The organism is Vibrio sp. SG41-7, assembly GCF_014164465.1.
GTDB lineage: Bacteria > Pseudomonadota > Gammaproteobacteria > Enterobacterales > Vibrionaceae > Vibrio > Vibrio splendidus.
On the sequence record NZ_JACJFF010000016.1, the window covers coordinates 18,955 to 39,874 of the forward strand.

The 20,920-nt window shown below is 48.4% G+C and carries 20 protein-coding genes; all 20 read left to right on the top strand.

The genetic code is table 11. The features are described 5' to 3' along the window. Positions 1-12: 12 nt before the first annotated feature. The 20 genes from traE to H5300_RS06630 all read left to right on the top strand — a co-directional run bounded on the left by traE (position 13) and on the right by H5300_RS06630 (position 20,905). Complete coding sequence (gene traE, locus H5300_RS06535; RefSeq protein ID WP_182795664.1) at positions 13-588, top strand: type IV conjugative transfer system protein TraE; 576 nt, start codon at positions 13-15, stop codon at positions 586-588. Then, positions 575-1,360 (top strand): type-F conjugative transfer system secretin TraK, encoded by a 786-nt coding sequence (gene traK, locus H5300_RS06540; RefSeq protein ID WP_182795665.1) that lies wholly within the window; start codon positions 575-577, stop codon positions 1,358-1,360. The genes traE and traK overlap by 14 nt, the downstream gene beginning before the upstream one ends. Continuing rightward, the gene (locus H5300_RS06545; RefSeq protein ID WP_182795666.1) at positions 1,350-2,888 is read left to right on the top strand and encodes a TraB/VirB10 family protein; all 1,539 of its coding nucleotides are present in this window, start codon (positions 1,350-1,352) and stop codon (positions 2,886-2,888) included. The genes traK and H5300_RS06545 overlap by 11 nt, the downstream gene beginning before the upstream one ends. A gap of 2 nt (positions 2,889-2,890) precedes the next feature. Beyond that, positions 2,891-3,286, top strand: a complete 396-nt coding sequence (traV, locus tag H5300_RS06550; RefSeq protein WP_182795667.1) for a type IV conjugative transfer system lipoprotein TraV — start codon at positions 2,891-2,893, stop codon at positions 3,284-3,286. 150 nt (positions 3,287-3,436) lie between these two features. Then, positions 3,437-5,986, top strand: coding sequence for a type IV secretion system protein TraC (traC, locus tag H5300_RS06555; protein WP_182795668.1), 2,550 nt, complete (start codon positions 3,437-3,439; stop codon positions 5,984-5,986). Then, complete coding sequence (traW, locus tag H5300_RS06560) at positions 5,937-6,668, top strand: type-F conjugative transfer system protein TraW (RefSeq protein ID WP_080967333.1); 732 nt, start codon at positions 5,937-5,939, stop codon at positions 6,666-6,668. The genes traC and traW overlap by 50 nt, the downstream gene beginning before the upstream one ends. A gap of 159 nt (positions 6,669-6,827) precedes the next feature. Then, positions 6,828-7,838, top strand: a complete 1,011-nt coding sequence (traU, locus tag H5300_RS06565; protein ID WP_182795669.1) for a conjugal transfer pilus assembly protein TraU — start codon at positions 6,828-6,830, stop codon at positions 7,836-7,838. 253 nt (positions 7,839-8,091) lie between these two features. After that, complete coding sequence (gene trbC, locus H5300_RS06570; RefSeq protein WP_182795670.1) at positions 8,092-8,805, top strand: type-F conjugative transfer system pilin assembly protein TrbC; 714 nt, start codon at positions 8,092-8,094, stop codon at positions 8,803-8,805. A 36-nt stretch (positions 8,806-8,841) separates the two neighbouring features. Beyond that, positions 8,842-10,569: a type-F conjugative transfer system mating-pair stabilization protein TraN gene (gene traN, locus H5300_RS06575; protein ID WP_182795671.1), complete on the top strand. Its 1,728-nt coding sequence runs from the start codon at positions 8,842-8,844 to the stop codon at positions 10,567-10,569. 65 nt (positions 10,570-10,634) lie between these two features. Then, positions 10,635-10,817, top strand: coding sequence for a hypothetical protein (locus H5300_RS27860; RefSeq protein ID WP_259397605.1), 183 nt, complete (start codon positions 10,635-10,637; stop codon positions 10,815-10,817). A 153-nt stretch (positions 10,818-10,970) separates the two neighbouring features. Beyond that, on the top strand, positions 10,971-11,756 hold the full coding sequence (gene traF, locus H5300_RS06585) for a type-F conjugative transfer system pilin assembly protein TraF (RefSeq protein ID WP_182795672.1): 786 nt from the start codon (positions 10,971-10,973) through the stop codon (positions 11,754-11,756). A 150-nt stretch (positions 11,757-11,906) separates the two neighbouring features. Continuing rightward, positions 11,907-12,320, top strand: coding sequence for a type-F conjugative transfer system pilin assembly thiol-disulfide isomerase TrbB (gene trbB / locus H5300_RS06590; protein WP_182795673.1), 414 nt, complete (start codon positions 11,907-11,909; stop codon positions 12,318-12,320). After that, entirely contained in the window at positions 12,317-13,723 is a 1,407-nt protein-coding gene (locus tag H5300_RS06595; RefSeq protein ID WP_182795674.1) for a conjugal transfer protein TraH, read from the top strand. Before trbB ends, H5300_RS06595 begins: the two co-directional genes overlap by 4 nt. 3 nt (positions 13,724-13,726) lie before the next feature. After that, positions 13,727-16,534, top strand: coding sequence for a conjugal transfer mating-pair stabilization protein TraG (gene traG / locus H5300_RS06600; protein WP_182795675.1), 2,808 nt, complete (start codon positions 13,727-13,729; stop codon positions 16,532-16,534). An 83-nt stretch (positions 16,535-16,617) separates the two neighbouring features. Beyond that, entirely contained in the window at positions 16,618-17,151 is a 534-nt protein-coding gene (locus tag H5300_RS06605) for a hypothetical protein (RefSeq protein WP_182795676.1), read from the top strand. A 446-nt stretch (positions 17,152-17,597) separates the two neighbouring features. Beyond that, positions 17,598-18,029, top strand: coding sequence for a regulatory protein RecX (locus H5300_RS06610; protein WP_182795677.1), 432 nt, complete (start codon positions 17,598-17,600; stop codon positions 18,027-18,029). Positions 18,030-18,239: 210 nt separating this feature from the next. Next, complete coding sequence (locus tag H5300_RS06615; protein ID WP_182795678.1) at positions 18,240-18,482, top strand: helix-turn-helix domain-containing protein; 243 nt, start codon at positions 18,240-18,242, stop codon at positions 18,480-18,482. Between the two features lie 282 nt (positions 18,483-18,764). After that, positions 18,765-19,358, top strand: a complete 594-nt coding sequence (locus H5300_RS06620; protein WP_102484247.1) for a tyrosine-type recombinase/integrase — start codon at positions 18,765-18,767, stop codon at positions 19,356-19,358. Positions 19,359-19,545: 187 nt separating this feature from the next. Beyond that, the gene (locus H5300_RS06625; protein ID WP_182795679.1) at positions 19,546-19,950 is read left to right on the top strand and encodes a DUF6088 family protein; all 405 of its coding nucleotides are present in this window, start codon (positions 19,546-19,548) and stop codon (positions 19,948-19,950) included. Between the two features lies 1 nt (position 19,951). Further along, positions 19,952-20,905, top strand: a complete 954-nt coding sequence (locus tag H5300_RS06630; protein ID WP_182795680.1) for a nucleotidyl transferase AbiEii/AbiGii toxin family protein — start codon at positions 19,952-19,954, stop codon at positions 20,903-20,905. Positions 20,906-20,920 lie beyond the last annotated feature (15 nt).

A 20,920-nucleotide genomic window follows, 5' to 3' on the forward strand; every position in this document is an offset into this window, starting at 1 on the left:
AGACTCTTCATCATGGATCCGTTTGTTAAACGGGATAAGCTGGCCGTCAAAAGCCTCCTCAATCTTTTTTTGAGTGCAGGCTTTCTTTTCATGCTTATCACTAACCTGGTGTTGGGTTACACCAGTTATCGAGCCCTTACCCATCAGAGCCGCACCCTAATCCCACCGTCCCTCTCTCAAGCCTTTACGGTGTCGGATGGCACAGTCGATGAGCCTTATCTTGAGCAAATGGCGGATTATCTTCTCTACTTGAAACTCAACATTACGCCAACCAGCGTTGGACGTCAGTTTGGCCAGTTACTTGAATATTTAGACGAGACAAGCTGGCACATCGTTCAACCTAAGCTGCTTCGAGAAGCCACGGTAATTAAAAAAGACAACATCAGCAGCCAATTTTCTGTCGAGTCTGTCCGTATTTCTCTCAACACGCTCCAAGTGCAACTCTATGGGAAACTCCAAAAGCACGTAGGCCAACGCGCCCTAGAGCCGGAGATGAAGTGGTATCAAGTCAACTTTAGCTATGACCAAGGCGTCATAGGTTTACTCTCCATTGAAGAAGTCGAGGTCGACACCGATGAATCTTTATGAGCAATCATTCACCCCATCGCCGCAATGGCACCCTTATTTTTTGTCCATCGCGCTTTGGGTGGTATTTTTCATCCCCTCTTTTGCTCTGGCTGAAAATGCCGCCATGGTGAGCTATGAGTTTGACGAAGGTGACACGATCCCCTTGTCACTCTCTTCCATTAACGTGAACCGTTTGCTGGTCAAAAATGACCGTATTATTTCGATCGTCTGCCCGAAAGGATTTTGCACCTCAACGGGCAACCAAAAAGACGCTTCCGGCTCTATCACCTTAAAAATTAACCTTCCCTTACCGTTTACCGCGCACCTGACGACAGAAAAAGGGCGATTGTTTGCGCTGTTTATTACCCCCAAAGCCACCCCGTCTTTGGTCACGGAGTTTGTTTGGTCGCAAAACTATAAAGAGCAGCAAAGCCCTACTGAGCAGGCCGCGGATTACCCCGCCGCCATGACAGCGCTCACCAAAGCCATGATGCGTTTTGTTCATGATGGCGCCCCCATCGCCGGCTTTAAACGTCACGACGTTGACCCCAAAACCTTACCCAAAGATGCAGCGTCACTGGCCATCATCCCTCAAACGGTCTTCGTTGGTCGTGATTACTCTGGGGTGGTTTATCAACTAAAAAATCAAAGCCGCAGTGACATGACACTGACCACCGCACAGTTCTACAGCTATTCCGCACGCTCAGCCGCGCTCGATACCTATCAGTTAAAACCTGGGCAAACCACCACGCTCTATCTCATTACCGGAGGAGGCGCCACCCATGATCGATAAACCCAAAGACGCCTTTGACCGCTTTAAAAAACGCGTCTTCAAAGATACCGACGGTGACTTTGAAGACGGTGGCACGGTCAATGCCGTAACAAGAAAGCGCAATCGCACCATTACGTTCACGGTATTGCTGGTGCTTGCCGCCCTGGCTTTTGCTGTTTGGCGGTTAACATTGCCTCCCCAAGAGCAAAGCAAGGACATTCAAGACGTCGGATTTGGTGCTGTCGTCACCGATGATTTTACCGACAAAGACAACCAGTCCGCCCTGACGTTTCAACAAGATAAAATCAACCAAATCGAGCAAAGCTTAGCGCGGTTCGAAGGCACCTTAAGTCGCTTTGGACAAAGCTTAACCTCTGAGTTGGAGAATATTAAAAAAGCCAATGAGCGTGATAAAGCATCGCAATTGACGGAGCTTGAGCAGCAGATGCAACAAAAGCTCGATGAAGTTGACGCGCTCAAGGTCCAACTTGAGACGCAATTAGCCTCAGCCCTCAATGCAGGCGATCCTTCGAATCAACATAGCGTAGAGATCCATCAGGGAAGCACCTTTGGCCAATACAAACTGCCCCCAAGACCGGCCATTAATAGCAACATAGATACCGCCAAGGTGAATGAGTTCCAGTACCAAGAGCAAGATGATGTGGCCTTTAGCGGGGATGCCTTTGATAGTTTTGAATTTCACTGGCAAGCGAGTGTAGAGGAGAGCCAATCCCGTCGCACGACCGATAACTACGTGCCAACAGGCACCTTTGTGACCGCCGTGGTTACCGGAGGCGCAGATGCTAATGGGGGCGTCTCTGGACAAGGGGATACCTCACCGGTTGTTTTTCAGACCGTCAATCAGGGTATTTTACCCAACGGTGAGCAATCCAAATTAAAGAATTGCACGATCACCGGTGCCGTTTACGGCGAAATCTCATCCAGTCGCGGCGTCGCTCGCACCAATAGAATGAGCTGCATCCACCCTAATGGCGATATTCTCGATATCCCCGTCAATGCGACCGTGTTTAACTTTGGGCGCAATGGTATTCGCGGTACCACCATCATGAAAAACGGTAAAATCGTTCAAATGGCCGGCATTGCGGGGATCTTGCAAGGTGTCGGTGATGCGGGTAAAGCCCTGGCACAAACCACGACACCGACGGCGCTCGGACCAAGTCAAAGCATCAACAGCGATAAAATTGGGTTGAATCTGCTTGGCGGCGCCACGGAAAGCGTTGGCAGCAAATTGGCGGACTACTACATCAAACTGGCCGAGCTCTATCATCCGATAGTGGAAGTCAATCCTGGTGCCATCGTCAATATTGTCTTTTTGGAAGGCTTTCCATTAGATCCCCTATTGGCCGATGAATACGAAACACGCATGAATGAGCAGCGTGAGCAAGTCTCCCACAGCAACCAGCTCTTGGATGTCATCACCAACGCTCCCTCTCTTCCACAAACCACTCAAACTGCCCCCATCAATCCATTAGCGCAAAAAATAACCCAACAAGGGTTAAGCGACGTGGGCTTTGGGCGTGAGGAATAACCATGAATAGGCATTCTTTGTTCTCACTATCGATCCTCTTAGGTCTGACCGGTTGCAGCGCGGGCTTTGAGAGTGAATACAGTTGCGATAAGGTCGGCGGCGTTTCAGGTTGCGTCACCATGAACGAGGTTCGAAACAACCTATACGGTTATACCGGAGACAGTGGCAACGCCACCGTCTCTCCTCAATCTCGTCTCGCCCCACCTTCTGTCTTTACCTTACTGCCAAGGCGTAGCCGAGATGGGGAGCCTGAGCGAAGCCAAGAAAACGTTAAAAAACTCACCGTCTTCCCTTTCATAGACAAAGACAATCACTACATCGATACGATGGATGTCTACTTTGTCTTAGACGATAGCCGTTGGTCTGGGCGCCTTGCGCGCGCGATTTGGAAAGATTGATTAGGAAAAAAAGAAACGAAGATTAAACATCATTTTTATCATGGGCGCGCGACATTCAGTCTCAGCCTTCTCTCAATTAGGGGGTAATCCATCAAGCGTTCCAAGATTGTGTCACGCCCCCTAACATTAAAATAGAAAAAGGGATCCCCCATGTTTTCCTCCTCACGCAGTGGCTTATCCGCCTTATTTCAAGAGGCCAAGCAAGCCCAAAACCACCTTCACCATGAACTGCCGTATCGAGACTACGATCCCATTGAGCAGGTGTTCGACAATACTCACTCTCGCGGTTTTGGTTTTAAAATCAGTATCCTTGGGGGCGCTAACGACGATTTAATTCAGTCGTTAAGCCACCTTATGGGGGATTTACCCGCAGGGGATAAATGGGATTATCAAGTGCAGCTTTTTGGTCACAACCGAGTGGCGCACTATCTCGAAGGGAACCAAGCCCTTCTCAGTCAGCGGGGCGGTATCTGTCAGAAAATGGCCAACGATGACGCCATTTACGCCCAGTACGCGGCGCAACACGGGTTTCTACATAGGCAAAAAAACAATCGCTTTGATTTGCGCGACTACGACGCATTCTTTTTTGTCTCCACCACGGAAAAAGACCCACAAGAGCTGCTTGATGCGAGAATGACGCTAGAAACGGGGCTGGCGCAGCTTGGTTTTGATTTACTGCCCGTCACGCCTGAGGGACTGTTGACCAGCGTCGGTGATACCTTAAACTTTGATAAACGCCAAGACAGACCCAATGAAAAAAGCTACAACCCATTAGAACCTTTGAACCTGCAAGCGTTATCTCCCGATACCGAAGCGTTAACCCATCGTGGTCATATCGCCACCCGTCATACCAATGACCAAGGAGAAGAGGTACGCACACGCCTTGTTCATTTAGGGCTTTCTCGATTGCCTGGTGATTATCGCTTGTACGCCTTACCAGAAGCCTTTTCTTCAATCCGTAATGTGTCGCGTAACATCACTTGCCCTCATCGCGTTACCTTGAGTTTTCGCAATGAGCCAACCGGTAAGCAAAATGCGGATAACGATAACAAGATAAAAGACTTAACCAAGACGGTGAACAGCCAAATGGCGATACTCGCGCCCATGGCTGAAGATGAACTCAAAGAGCGCAAAGCCTTGCAAAAAGGGTTGTTGTCTAAAGAGTTCACCATTGCATCTATGGTGCTCACGGTCTCGCTGATGACCGATAAAACCCACCAGAAAAAAGACACCCAAGCGGCGAAGGAGTCATTTAGCCATGCTGGCCTTGACATCATTCCACTGAAAATGAATCAGCCACAAGCGCTGCTCTCCACGTTGCCTTTTATGATGAGTGAAGGATTATGGGGCGATTGTAAAAAAGCGGGGCGCGTTCGTACCTTAAAGAGCTCTAACCTGGTGAATTTCTTTCCGCTCATCATGGACTTTAGCCAGCTCAAAGGTGGCGTATTGCTGCCCACTATGCGCCAACAAATTTCGTTCTTTAACCCTTTCACCTGCGGCAGTGATAACCAAAATATCGCCCTGACGGGAGGCTCAGGCGCCGGGAAAAGCTTCCTAGTCCAAGAAATCGCTGAAACGGTTTACGCCATGGGCGGTAAAGTGTGGATCCTCGATAAAGGAGCCAGCTATAAAAAGCTGACCCTGAGCCTTGGGGGGACCTACATGACCCACGCCAACATCTTCTTAAACCCGTTCACGCATTTAGGCGCCATGCAAAGTGCTGAGTTTGAGTTTGTGGATGATGACGGCAGACCTGTCGATCCCATGATGGAAGCGCTCGATAATATCACGGCGTTGTTTGCCACCATCGCGTCACCCTACGTACCCCTGACGGCGTTTCAACAAAGCGTCTTAGGCGATGCGATAGTGACGGCATGGGAGCGTAAAGGTCATCAAGTCTTGGTGGATGATGTCAGAGATGCCTTGATTGAGATTGCTGGAGAAGAAAGTGACCGACGCATTAAAGACATAGCGGTGCAACTGAAAAAGTTCTGCACAGATGGCATGTACAAAGACGTGTTCAACAAGCCATCCATGCTCGACCCCAATGTGGAAATCACCACGCTTGAACTCGATGGGTTCCCGCCTGCTGTGCTCAGACCCGTGATTTTTGCTCTCATGGTGTCGATTAACCAGCAGATGTACCTGGCTGGATCTCGCTCTACCCCAAAGCTGTGCATCATTGAAGAGGCCTGGAGCCTCCTCTCTGGGGCAAACGAGCAAGCGAGGGAGTTCATCAACACCGGTTATCGCACCGCCCGTAAGTTCGGCGGCGCTTTTTGTACGGTGACTCAAGGGATTGAAGACTTCTTTAGCAACGAGGAAGCCAAAGCCTGCTACAACAACTCAGACATTCACATCATTCTTCGTCAAGGGGAAGGGTTTGATAAGTATCTGCTCCAAAACCCGGATGCCTTCTCACCGTTTGAGCAGCGCATCATTAAAAGCTTCGCCCCGTCTGTTGAAGCAGGATACAGCAGCGCGCGCATCAAAGCGGGTGGCCATGTCACCTATCACCGCTTTTTCGCCTCTCCGCTGAAACGCGCCATGTTCTCAACCGAGCCTAAGGAGTTTGAGTATTGTGAAAATCTTTATAAACAAGGCCAATCACTGGAGCGCGCCATTGAGCAAACCTCCAGGCACTTTTATGGCAAAGACATTGACGCCTTTAATCAAGCCATTGGGGCAAGCACTTAGTTTGCTGCCTTTTATCCTCGCAGCAGGCATGGCCACTTTTAACGCTCACGGGAAAGCGCTGGGGCAAGTCGCCCCGGTCTTCCCTATCGGTGAAATCGACATGCTGGAATGGATACACCAAAGACTGAAAGGGTTTGAGGCCAGTGGTCAATTGGCGGACATGCAAAACGAGTTCACTGAGCGCGCCCTGCAAAGCATTGAAAACCCGCCGCCGGTTGCAGGCTTAACCACCACAACCGATCCCCGCACCTTTTACGTAGATCCAAGCATCACTCTCCCTAAAGACATCATCGCCCCCACCACGGGGGCCGTGATTGCCAAAGCGGGCACCAGAGTGAACCCCTTTGATAGCCGCACTTGGCCAAAGGTAGACGGTCAAGACGTTCTGCCTCTATTTGAGCTCAGTAAGGTACTGGTCTTTTTTGATGCCAGAGACGCGCAGCAACGAAGGTTCGCCAGCGAGTATCAAAACGCCAAGCCAATCAAGTGGGTGCTGACGGGAGGCAGCCCGAATAAAATGGCGACCTTACTTGATGCAAGAATGTATTTTGCGCAGCAAGGCCACTTAACCCAATCGCTTAACATCACTCACGTCCCGGCCATTGCCTATCAAGATGGCACGCGCTGGCGCATCGATGAAGTGAACGTATCGGGTTTGCAGCCCTTGGAAGTAGAGCAATGATAATAAAATGGCCTTAGAAGTGCGCGCCTCCCCTTGATCATGCTTCCAATATCACTTCTTTTTCTATTAACCAAGCTCGCTTTTGGCTGCGATAATGTGGCGAAGCCTGTTGTCGAGACAAAAGGAGTCCCACGCTCTGCGTGGAAAAAGGACCTCACCATGACTCAACGACACTTGCGTTTACTGTTGTGCTGCCTATTGGTTTTTATTGCCCCATCAACCCTAGCAGCCAGTGCGGCGTGTAAAAGCCGTTTTATTAACCCCATTACCGATATTTGTTGGGATTGTTTGTTCCCGATGACCATAGGCTCATCCACGGTCATGCCGTCCAAATATCCAGACACCAATAACCCCACAATGCCTATCTCTTATTGCCCGAAACCGCCGCCTATCTTTGTGCAAATCGGCATCAACATTGGCTATTGGGAGCCTTATGCCTTAACCGATATCACGCGCGTCCCTTATTGTATGGTGAACATGGGCGTGCAAATGTCAGGCGCCAACACTCAGCGTATCGGTGGTCGCGTGACCGCTCGTGACAGTGACAGCAGTGACGGAGGTTTTTATCACGCCCATTGGTATAAGTACCCCATCATTTATTGGCTGCAACTGATGCAATCCACCGCCTGCATGGCCACAGATGTGTTTGATGTTGCCTACATGACGGAGATTGACCCACTTTGGGACGACGATGAGTTATCCCTCGTTCTCAACCCCGAAGCGTTACTGTTTGGTAACCTGGTAGCACAGCTTGCTTGCGTGCCCGAAGCTCTGTTGACCTCCACTAACGCAGCCTTACCTATTGATGCGTTATTTTGGTGTTTAGGCTCACAGGGCAGTGCCTATCCGCTTACTGGCACCACCAACTATCGAGACACGCCCATCCAGGCGGCGACACTCTTGATGCAAAAGCTTAACTATAAACTGCATCGACAAGGGATCATCTGGGAGACGCGCGGCGAAGATGGTGCGATTTGTTATCAATATCCCGATCCTATTTTGCCAAAATCTCGTTATCGGTATCAAATGTCGGGGCCTATTCCCGATGCCGCCTGGTGTCACCCGTATACCACCACGACCACGCTCTGGGAAGCCGGCCATGACAATCCGGTCACAGGGGATAACTTTGGTTTTGTACAATGGCGAAAGCGCAACTGTGTCTTTTTATAAGGTGACGCGATGATGCCCATTCCTATCCACAAAAATGAGACTGACCTATTCATTACCAGTCACCCTGACTCCCTTACCGATTTTTTAAAAACAGACCTCGCCAACAACAAGCACATTTACTGCTGTTTCCCGCTCTCGCAGTTTTGCTTCTCGTTTTGTCGCGCTCTCAATGCTCGTCAGGGGCAGTCAATCAGCTGCCAAAACGCTCACACCCTCTACCCACCCTTTCAGCGGCCATAATGAAGAGGTTACTATGACCATTCCATCTTTTGAGAGCACCTTTAGGCACTCTCTTGTTTTTCTGTGTTTTTTTATTGCGTTACCCACCCAGTCTTACACGGAGCAAGAGCTCAAAGCTTTTGCCAAGCTTGAGCAAAAAATGACTCAACAACCGGAGGCGGCGAAGGCGGGGGCCACTGACGACATACAAAATAAAGCCCAGGCTTATCGAGAAGAAGCGCTGACTCTCAGCCGCAATGTTCAAGATTTGATAAAAGAAGAGACTCTTTCCCCCTTACTGGGAAGACCAAAGCCCACGCGCCACCCTGATCAAGCTCCCAAAGGGGTAATGGTGTTTGTGTCACTCACCATGCCCAAGACCGCGCTAAAACAGCTTCTGATGCAAAGTGAACACTTAGGCGTGCCACTGGTGATACGCGGTGTCTTACCCGAAGGTTTTCCGGCCACGGTCAAGCGGATCGAGGCCTTGATACGCTCACCCAATAAGGCGCCCATTCAAAGCGGCTTTTCCATCAGCCCCGATTGGTTTAAGCAATTTGATATTCACCACGTACCGGCCTTTGTTTCGGTCAAACAAAACCGCTGCTTGCCTAAGCAGCCTTGCAAAGCCAGTGACTACGACATCCTTTACGGCAACATTTCACTTTACCAAGCTCTGGATTACCTCGCTGCCGGGGATGCGCAGCAAAACATTCACCCGCTGCTGCGCACGCTCTATTCCCAATAACCCTCTCTCGCCCCAATTTTTGATGAGGTGCTCTATATGCGCATTGACCTTTGGACTGCGCTCACGCTCAGTCTTTTATCCAATATCTCGCTTGCCAGCGAACAACACACCTTTACTGAGAGCGCTCATTGGGCGAAACAAACGGCAAGCCAAGCTCTCACGCCTCATGCCCTCCCGCTCAATGTCGATGACTATTGCAAAGACGCCACGTGTCGAAAAGAGATCCGCAGTCCAAAAGAATCCACACTGTCAGACAGTGAGATCAATGCACAAAAAGGGACAGAGTTTGTGACCAATGAACTGGCTCAAGACATCAACGCGAACTTCAATAAAGGTCGACCCGATGTTAAAGACGACCCGGCGATGCGCTTTGCCTTACTTGGCCAAGAGAATGCTTTTGAAATCACTCATGGCATCTCAAATGCCTATGTGGATTGTGATAGCGGCTCCCAGTGCCTTATCGAACACATTCCTAAACAGTGTCATCGTCCAACGAATAACAATGTGCCTTGTACAAAAGTCCCCGTTGCCTCCGTGAGCACCGGTGAGGTGAGCTACCGCTGTCCATCCGGTTGGACACAACAAGGGAGGGATTGCCAACGCCCCCTCCCACAATGCCGATACAATAATGACAATTACGTGAGGCAATCAGGGACTAGAAGAGGTTTTTCGGGAGCAGAAACCACGTATTTTTGGGATGGAAAGATAGTCTCTCCCAACCAAGGCTACACGCTTGGCGAGTTAATACATACCATCAACTTAAACTGGCAATGGAGCGCATACTGGCATAAACGCTACGAGATTTGTCGACCCACCACACAAACGAAAAAAGCCACGCTAAGCTGCTCAAACGGGTTCACCTTATCCGGCGGGAACTGCATCAAGAACACCATGACCTGGCGAACACAATGCAGCCTGATGAACTCGTGCAATGTCACTCATCAGCAATGCATTGAAGGTCGAGCCACCCGCACCATTAATGGTATTCCGACCACGCTCGATTGCTGGAAATATCGGGTCAACCATCAGTGTGACCGACCGGATACCTGCGCAGCTCTTCCGAAAGACTGTACGACTCAAACTCGACATTGCCGCCTTAAGCAAAATGGGGTGTGCATTGAGCAAGAGGTCACAAAGAGCTGTGCTGAGAAGACATGCCGAGCCACTGACCTGCAATGTGGTGAGCACTCCTTCTGTCTTGACGGAGAGTGCTACGTGGAGGCGCCCAAACTGAACAGCCATTTTGATAAGTCCGTTGCGGCCTTAGCAGGGCTTGCCGAAGCCGTGAAAGACATCGGAGACCCACCCAAAATATTCACGGGTAAACCGATGAAGTGCAATAAGAAACTCGCGGGCTTTAACGATTGTTGCAAAGACTCAGGATGGGGGCAAGGATTGGGAGCAAAATGCAGCGAAGCGGAAGAAGCGCTGGGGAAAGCCAAGGAGAAAGGCTTAACCCTGTACGTGGGGCAATACTGCGCCAAGAAAGTGCTGGGTGTCTGCACACGTAAAAAGCGCAGTTACTGCGTTTACGACAACAAGCTGGCCAAAATCATTCAAGAGCAAGGCTCTATTCAGCAACTGGGTAAAAGGTTGGGCAGTGCAAAAAATCCCACCTGCGCCGCCATTACGCCCGAAGAACTGGGTCAAATCAACTTTGAACACATTGATTTTAAAGAATTCTACCCGGAAATGCATGCCAACACCAAGCTCCCCAACTTTGATGAAATCAAGCAACGACTTCAAAGTGCCACGGGCGGATAACAGGCGGCTCTATACCAATGGCACACCATGACATACACACCTCAATGATCAAGAAGGACATCGTTATGCTTATCAAACCCCTTCAAAATTTTTTACTCAACACCTTGACGCTCTTACGCCTCATTCCAAGTGATGTGATACACACCAAACAGCTAGACCACTATCCCGACATCACGAAAAGGCTGGATGAATATCGAGAGCTGATAGAAAACATTGAGAAACAGACTCACTACTTTAGTAGTGAGTAAGGTATGTGGTCGAAACACCACGCTTTGCTGCACGATAAATACCTTCAGTACTTACTCACGCTGCGCAATCCATCACCACAGCAGATGCGCCACTTACGCGAAAGACCCAAGTGTGTAACCTCTTAATCGCTTTGCCGCACTTAACCAAGGCCTATGATGATGAAAAAAACATTGCTTTACGTCATTACCCTAATGCTGCTTGCTCACCTCCATCCCGCTCTTGCTCAGGAACCTCCTCCAGGGTGGCGATGGTACAACGAACCAAAAGCAAGGCCCGACAAACCCAAACCTAAGCCGCTACCAAGCAACACGCAAACCACCGTCTCAAGTGCTAAAACGTTATCGGCGACCGAACAAATGGCTTGGTTTCACTCTGTGCATATCGAAGCGCAAAACGATGCCGTCCTTCATCCCAAAGATAAAGACAAGCTCGCGAAGTTTTTAGCGTTGAATCATTTTATCACGGACCAAACCGACCAATTAGGCATGACCTTCAAAGCCCTGCTGCTCGAAAGACCTGAGTTTTCTTACACCAAAGACCATCCGACCGAGCAAGCGGCAAGACAGGTGTATTTAGCACTAGAGGATAAGAAGAAAACCGAAGCGGTTGAAAAGATGAAGCAAGACGGATGGGGCTTTTTCTTTATCTATGAAGGAAAAGATGCGCTCAGCCAGCAACTCGCCCCATCCATTCAAGCGTTTGCTGACCAATACCATTTTGAATTATTGGGCATCAGTAATGATGACACCTTCATCACTAACCTCAAAGCAAACCGCCACAACCAAGGCAAAGTCTCGGTGCCTTTCACCCCCGCCTTGATTTTGGTGCATCCCGGCACTGGAGAGATGAAGCCATTGGCGTACGGCTGGATAAGCCAAAATGATTTAATTGGACGCTTTTACAACGTCGCCACCGACTTTGAGCAATCGGATTTTTAAAGCGAATCAATCCGTATAAAACTACCAAACGCCATAAACAGAGCCAGTATGGCAAGTCTGCAACGTTTGATACAACACACCCAACTTCGTCCAGACCGTTCTCTTAAATGATGTTCACTATTCTTTTACCCTAAAACGTCAGGAGGCGCTATGCCATTTCTTCGTACCCTTATGCTGGCTTTTTTGCTTCATGCCGCCAGCGCCCACGCGGCCATGCAAAACCAATATGCCCTGGTGTTCTTTTTTGAAAGCACCTGCCCGTACTGCCATAAGACCGCGCCTAAAATCACTCGCCTTGGCGAGCGATTTCAATTACCGGTTTACGCCTTCTCGGTCGATGGACCGGGTATTTCAGGGTTTGAGGTCCCTATTCCTGTCACACCAGAGATAGGCAAAACCTTTTTCCCAGATCAGAGGAAAACAGTCATGCCTGCGACCTTCTTAATGAACGTGAACAGCCGTAAGTTCTCACGTTTGAGCATTGGAGACGTACCAGAAAGCACGCTGGCTCAAAGCATCCAACAAGCCTTAAGCGATCCGCGAGTGCAGGAGGCGCTGCAATGAAACGTTTACTTTTCCACCACTTATCCACCATTTCGGTGCATAAGCGAGTTATCCCTCTATTTCTCATCAGCTTAACAAGCGCTAGCCACGCTGATACCAATCACTCACTGGCGCGTTTTTTTGATAACTCAGGGTATAACGCCAACGTCTCAAACCCGACGGCTTACCAAGGGCAATCGGCCAACTATTACACCGGGGGCAGTTTGTTTGTGCGTAATCAAATCGTCGAGGCACAGTTGGTCAGCGTCACGGTTCCCTCCATCAGTACGGGGTGCTCTGGCATTGATATGTTTATGGGGGGATTTTCCCACATCAGCTCAGACCAACTGGTGAAACTGGGCAAAGCTGTAATTCATAATGCCCCTCCTTTCATTGTCAATTTGGCCCTGCAAACCTGGGCGCCGCAGCTCAAGCAAAACCTGGACAATCTCCAAGCCAGGCTCGACAAATATCTCAATCAATCGGTGAACTCTTGTGAAGCCGCGCAAGCGTCCATCGGTGGACTGGCCGCCTTTGCCGCTCCTGCCACCAAAAAGCACGTCTGCGCGACGCTCGGTACACAAAACAACGCCTTCTCGGATTGGGTACAAGGTCAACATGAATGTGGCGCAGGGGGCAAAGCTGCGGATCAGCTAAAGGACGCCAAAAAGGACCCAGCCCTGAAAGACATGACCCAAACCCATCACAACGTGGTCTGGTCCGCGATCATGAATAACGCTTTTTTGTCCTCTGACAAAAATTTAGCGCAATTTATGATGAGCTTGTCAGGCACTTACGTGTACGACAAAAACGGCAACCCGCGTTACTACCCGAGCCTTTTGACCGACAACAACAATCTGGTCAATGTCTTGCTCGAAGGGGGCAAGTCTGACGTTTATCAGTGTCGCAAAACAGCCCCTGATGCGTGCATTACCATTACCAAGCGCAATAACCTCTCCATCACTCAAGCCAACGGGATTCAAAACCAGATACGCAAACAACTGGACTCGATACTGCAAAAGATAGCCACCGACCAAAGACTCACGCGTCAACAAGAGGGCTTTCTGGAGCTGATTCAAACGCCGGTACTCAAGTTCTTTATTGACGACTTATCCGCCAAGCCCCCCCCCGATACCAGCAACTACTCGCGAATGATAGCGGTGGAGCTGCTTAATCAGTACCTCGTGAGCATGTTAAATGTTGCCAGCCAATCCTTAGCCAACACCAACAACAGCCAGGATGACATCGCCCTCATCACTCGTGATATCGATAACGCCAAACGCTTTACCGCGGGGCTGGCCGATAAAGCCATTGAAGCGCTCAACAAACGCAATCAACTGATTGACTCGCAGAGAAAAACCGCGCTGCAAAGCACAAATGAAATCAGCACGACCACCAAACCTGCGCAAGCTTATGGGAACTGACCTATGATACTCGAATATTACACTTACACTTCCGGCGAAGTGGTCAACAAAGCCTTTAATGCGCTGGCCACTTTTTTTAGAACCAATACCTTTGGGGATTACTTACAGATGTGCATGATGCTGGGGCTTGTTACCAGTTTGTTTATCTTCATGCTGTCACGGAACCCCAAAGACCTCATCAAATGGATGGTGGTGTTCTTTGCTGTGCCCCTGTTTCTAATCAATATGAAAGCCGACATGCTTATCATCGATAAGACCCAACCGGGTAAGGCTTACAAGGTGGATAATGTCCCTTACCTCGTGGCCGTGCCTACTTACTTTTTCTCTTCTATCATGGTGGGGATGGCCGAAGGCGTGGAAGGCATTTTCACCACCTCCGACGATGAGCGTTATGGTCGGACTGGGATGTTGTTTGGCTCTGAGCTGTACCAGCTGTCAAGACAATCCAGGATCAATGAGCTGGCGCTACAAAAGCTCTGGCGAGACTACTTTCATAACTGCATGATTGGGGATGTGAGAATCAACGGGAAATACACCTGGGATGAACTCTTTGCCGCGCCTGATATTTTTGCCTTTCTAGACGGCGTTAGGCAAAGCCCACTGCGCGCCCTTTTTCTTGATGAAGGGGGCGGTCAAAGCACCTACAAGCGGTGCGAAGAAGCCTACCCAATCATCAAGCAGCGCTTTAATGATGCCGCAGATAAAAACATGAGTTTGTTAGCGCATCAATTGCTCGGCAAAGACGCGGACCGTTATAAACCCCAAGTGGTGCAATCGTTGCAGCGCAGCTACAACAAATTTTTTGCCATCAGTACCAGCGCGTCCAACACCATCAAACAAAATATGCTGATGAACGAGCTGCGCTATAACCTTGATAGCCTAGACCCAACGCAAGCCGCGCTCAATTACGCCTATACCACCAACAAACTGCAAACCACCTCGATGTGGGCGTCATTGGGCTTAATGGCGAGAGAATACTTGCCGATGCTCCATACGATGATGTTTATGTTGTTCGCGTGTTTGGGCTTCTTTGTTGCCGGGGCGGCAGTCATTCCTGGCTTAACCATGATGGTGCTCAAAAACTATTTTGGCACGTTTGCCTTTTTGGCCACTTGGCCAGCCTTGTTTGCCATCATCAACGGCTTTCAGCTTTGGGGATTAGAATCGCTGTCTACGGATGTCTCGGGTAAGTTCGGAGGGCTGGTGCTCTCCAACGCGAATACCGCGGATGAGTTGCACAGCCGCTTCGCCTGGATGACGGGGATTTTAATGATAGCCGTCCCTATGATAGCCAAAGGGATTTTAAAAGGCGGTCAAGAAGTCCTGTCGAGTATGAACTACCAGCTCTCAAGCATGATTAACTCGACCAATGCCAGAGCCAGTGCCGCGGCGTCCTCGGGTAATCTGGACTTTGGCAGTATGCAGATTGATAACCACAGCATGAACAACACGCATGCCAATAAGTTTGATACCAACACCCTCGCCAACCAAGGTCATACTTACACCCAAAACCCAGACGGCTCGGTGACCACACAACATGGCGATGGACGCACCACCTACGACAGCTCACACACCACCAGTCGCGGCAACATCAGCGCCAACACACAAAGTATGCTGCAAGAGAGTGTGGCAAATGCCCGCAGCCAAACGCAGCAAAACCTTGAACAAACCAGTACCCAACTGAGTCAAACCCTCCAAGGGGGTGCCGCGCTGAGCGACCGCTGGCATGATAGTGTGAGTAAAAACCTGGCTTACGGTGAAGGCAATACCAGTGGTTTTAATACTCAAGTCAACCAAGGTATGAATGACATGCAAACGGCGGTTGACAGCGTGATTCAACAAACGGGTTGGACGATAGACCAATCAAAAGCTTACCTGCAAAGTGTCTATGGCGGCTTCGAGGGTGGCCTAGGAACAGGCAAAGGGGCATCGCCATTCAATTTCGGCGCCAGTGGCGGCGTGAAATGGTCTGATGATGAACGTACGGCTTACAGCAATATGAATGCCGAGCAAAAGCAACAGCTTGAGCAAGCCACGAAACAATACACCGAAGGGGCCAATGCCGTGACCAGTGCCGGCAGGCAGGTGGATAATAAAGACACCCGAACTTCGGTTGAGCAGTTTGCGCATGACTTTGCGATTAACGCCAGCAACACCAAATCTCTTGGTGTAAGTGCCATGCAAAGCCAATCGGATTTAGATGCCCTATCGAATACTCAAACGCGCCTAGACTCTGGCAGTGCCAGCTTTACGGCCAACGCTATTCAAGGCTTCCAGAATTACTTGGAACAATACGCAAGGCCAGAAGACGTCCAACGCCTGATGACCGCCCATCAACCGGAAGATATTGCCGAGGCGAAAGAACGCTGGCAAAAGTTCACTCGCACTGAAGCGTTTGCCACCATGGCAGGGCTCGATGGTGACGCGGCAAAAATTGTGGGCAAAATGAACCAAGCGCACCAAGCCAGCACACCAACCCAACAACCAGAACTGACACCCGAGCAAAACAACACGATGGAGAAAGGATGGGCTAGTACCGTCGATACCGTGGCTGCTGCCCGCACGGCTATGCTGCACAACAATGAAACGGGCGGACTCTTTAATCAAGAGCGCTTTGATGGGGTTACCGATGATGTCAAACTTCAGCAAGAGGAAGCGCAGAAGCCCATCATCAAACCTGAGCCGATGATTGAAATGACAATCAAGTCGCAGGTAGAAAAGGAGGTCACTAGACCCGAAAGGACGGAATACGTCACCTCCGACCAAGCCTATCCAGCAGCGCCAAGATACACACAAAACCCGAAAACATAATATTGATCTCGGTGCATAAAATAGAACTTTATGCACCGCCTAATCACTGGTATTATGAACAGGTATCTAAAGGGAGAGCGACCATGAAAACAGTCTTACCATTACTGCTACTTACCTGCGCGAGCGTGCAAGCTCAACCCCACTCTCCTGAGCTCACTCAACTGCTGAGCGAGATACATGAGCAGTACAATAGCCCCACGCTGATGAAGATAGATAAGAAAGATATGGCGGACATCACCAAACTGCCCTACTTTTTGCAGCACATTGACGAGACGGATACCGTCGAAGCCATACGCTTAAACGCCTACCTACAAGGTTTGCAATCCGCGTATTTTGGCAGTGCTACTCATCAAAAACGCCTAGGGGGTGGCAGCTGGTTCTGTATGCGTGACACCATGGCGCTTGACCCAAGGCGCCACCCTGAGTTCCTTGAAGATATGATCTGGATGGTGCTTGAGAAAACCGCTAAATACGATCCTCAAAAGTTTAGAAGAGATAATTACGCAGGTGCATTCATGGTTTCGACAGAATATATTTTCGAATACGGCTTACAAACCGAATACCCTTGCTACAGCCCTATCCCTAAGTCATTGCGACTGAACGGTTGGAAATATTAATCTCAGCACAGGATATCCATCGAGATTGAATGTAATTTCAGGAACAAAGCCAGTACGAGAGAATAGAAACGGGTTAAATGTCTTTATTCTAGATTAGGTATTCGTTGGCCGCTGCTTGGGCGCGAAAACGTTCCTTTAACCCTATAAAGTATTACGTTCCTGTTTCCATGAGTAGCAAGCAATAAAGTATCCTCTTAAAATGGCAGCGAGCGCATCAGTACGCTACTACTCTAATGAATCATTAGAGTAGTAGCTCTAGCTCATTTCTGCCCCTTTATCATTTTCGCACGCTTCATCTTCACTGTTTTGTTGCTATCTTTTTAGCCCAACCTGTCCTTGCGAGTATGAATATTTATTCAACCATACACAAAGAGCAATCGGGATTGCATTTACGCTCGATTTAATTAAGTTCATAATGGATTTTTTCTGTACACCAAGGAGGCTGTATGACAGAGCAAGAGCTTTACGAGTATGCGGTTACTTTACTATCAAAACGTGATTACTCATCTGGAGATTTGAAATACCAGCTATCGCGCTTATCCGATGATCATCAGGTTGATGCGGTTATGGAAAGGTTGCTTTCTCACCACTATGTAGATGACACACGACTTATCGAGCGAGAGATTCAAAAGCAGCTCACAAAGCTCCATGGCGAAACGCGAATTAAGCACGAATTAAGAAAAAAAGGGCTTGATGCGTTGTTAGTCGCACAATCCCTTGAAGATCTCGATGTTGATTGGTTTGAGCTTTGTCTAACAGCTAAAGTAAAAAAGTTTGGCTCGAATAAGCCGAAAGATGAAAAAGAAAAAGCTCAGGTGATCCGTTACTTGCAGTATAGGGGCCATCATATGGGAGCAATCTTAGAATCGCTAAGTTAGTCCAATACAAACAGCTTTTTATGACCTTCAATGAATACTTCGAAAAAATACAACGACAAATAAGTAGAGCAAGCTCACTAGAAGACCTTTTAGTTTGGCGTAAAAGAATCAATATTGGTATCGCAGGCTTACCTTACAAAGCAATCAAAGGGTGCTTAGTCGCTCGTTGCTATACATCGAACAAAGAAGAATCTAAGAGGAACAATCAATATGACAATCTTGATCACACGTGATGAGGTGATTCAATGTGTTAAACAAGAGCTTGAATTGACAGGGGTTGTAGATCAAAAGCACGCAGCGCCCGATCTCAGCCAATTACTACCAGAGCTGAAGTACATCATTGTAGAAGCGCTCTTACTACATACTCGTGGCAATCAAGCGCTGGCCGCACGAATGCTTGGGATTAATCGTGGTACATTACGGAAAATTTATAAACAAGGCTTTAAGGATTGAAGCTAGCTATCCATTAGCAAGAAGCGGCTTTTGTAACGCCTATTAATTGCTGCATAAGAATGGAACAAAAGCCGCCAAAGAATAAAAACGTTTTCTATTCTTCCTTCAAGATGCCTCATCGAAAGTCTTGGACGGATATTAAAAGAGCAATCAAGAAGGAAAGCGAGACTAAAGTAGTCACAACCAACCGTCAAGCATCTTCCATTAACCACTGTCATTTCTTCTTTACACCATCCACTAACCTTACTAAGGCCACTTCTAAAGTTAGACTGGAGGTCAATTATGTGGACAAAGAAAGGTCACCTCACTGGGCAGAAAAAGCCCTTCAAGCTCGAAGATATCTGGCGGATTCGCACTAGACTAGAAATCGAAGGCAACATCATGGAATTGGCTCTGCTCAATCTCGCTATCGACTGCAAATTGCGTTCATGTGATTTGCTCAGAATGAAAGTGAGGGATATCTCTTCTGGTGGTGTAATTCAAGAACGAGTACTTTACAGTCAGAGTAAAACTGGCAGAGAAGTACAATTTGAGATTACTTCTCGTACTGCACAATCATTAGCTCAATGGCTAATGCACCGCCAGCTGACGGCATCAGACTATATATTCCCTAGCCCTAGGAGGCAGGGGAAATCGATGAGTTATAGCAACTATGCCACTATCATTCGACGCTGGGTAACCGAACTCGGCTACGATCCCTACCTCTATGGTACACACTCGATGCGCCGTACCAAGGCGACCTTAATTTATGCGAGAACTAAAAACATTCGCGCTGTGCAATTATTGCTTGGCCATGTGAAGTTAGATAATACAATTCGCTATTTAGGTGTAGAAATAGAGGATGCTCTAAACATATCTGAGGGGATAGAATCATAGTGAGGTTAGGATGTAACTCAAAGATAGGTCATGTTTTACTTGGTTAATATAATCATTATAAATCATAATCTTAATATCTTTATTTATCATTCAATGCCGTATGTCTTCTTTTGAATGTGCCGTATTTCTTTCTGTCATCATAAGGTTGCGTTATACTACCGACACGTATGAAAGCTAGGAGGTTCAAATGACAGCAGTTGAACGCGTTTATCAAAAGATAAAGCGCTCGAGACGTTATGTTTTTGAGCGCAAAGACTTTGATGGTTTTGCTAGCTACGACCAAATCGGTCGAGCGTTAAGGCAGCTAGTTAAGCAAGGTGAGTTAATCAAACTTGGCTATGGTCTATACACAAAAGCAAGAATGAATAGTCTAACCGGCAAACCTATGCCCACAAACCCTGGTGGAAGCGATGCCTTGATGCGTGAAATTTTAAAGATGAAAGGTGTCGACTTTGAGATGGACAAACTGTCTTTACAAAGCCTATCTGGTAAAAGCACCCAAATCCCATCCTCCATTCAATACTCATGGAACCCTAAACAGTTTAATCGCAAGTTAGCTGTCGGTAACCGAGTATTAAACTCACCGAGTTAATATGGAAAAACTAAAACAACAATTCCTTGAGGTTTCCGATGCGCTTGAGCTCGGAAACCCAGCCATTATTGAAAAAGATTACTGGGTCGTCGCCTTACTTGCCGAATTAGCGAAGGTGTCGCCTGTGCATCATCAAATGGTTTTTTCTGGGGGGACTGCGCTAGCCAAGTCAAACGTTAAAATCCTGAGAATGTCAGAAGATGTGGATATAAAGCTGATTCCCCATCAAGAATTTGGTGAGCTGAGTCGCGGCCAAAAGAAAGCCGCCCGTAAGACATGCATTCACGAGATTGAAATGGCGATCACTCAAACAGAGCGATTTACCGTTGAGTCGCGTCTCGTTCGTGATGAATATCGCTATGTTGAGTTTGAACTCAGATACCCGCAGCAGTTTAGCCAAGCGCCATGTCTTCGCCCCATCATTAAACTTGAGTTAATAGAGACGATCCCCCTACTGGATGTAGAACCACGGCCGATCGAATCATTGGTAGCGGGACTGTATCGACAGCCACAAGAAGTAAAAGCGTTTGATTGCGTTTCTATTCAAGCGACCTTGGTGGAGAAAGTGATTTCAATGTTGCGCCGTACCATGTCAGTAAAGCGCGATGCGCAACGTAAGGACGATGCCACGCTTGTACGCCATATCTATGATGTTTACTGCATTTTAAAGACCGAAGCACAATTAGAAAACTTCGACCTCACAGAAATGACAGCGTTGTTTAACACGGTATTAAAGGAAGATATCGATCGCTTTGGTAATCAACACGCTGAGTTTGTTGCTAACCCTAAACAAGAGCTACAGCTCGGGCTAAAAGAACTTGAAGATAACCCAGTTTTTCGCCAGCGCTTTCAGGACTTTGTTACCCCTATGGTGTTTAACACCGAGCCTCATGATTTTGATACCTGCTTTGCCTCGTTTAAACGCATTGCGCAGTCGTTAATTAAAACAATCTAACCGATTTGAGAACCA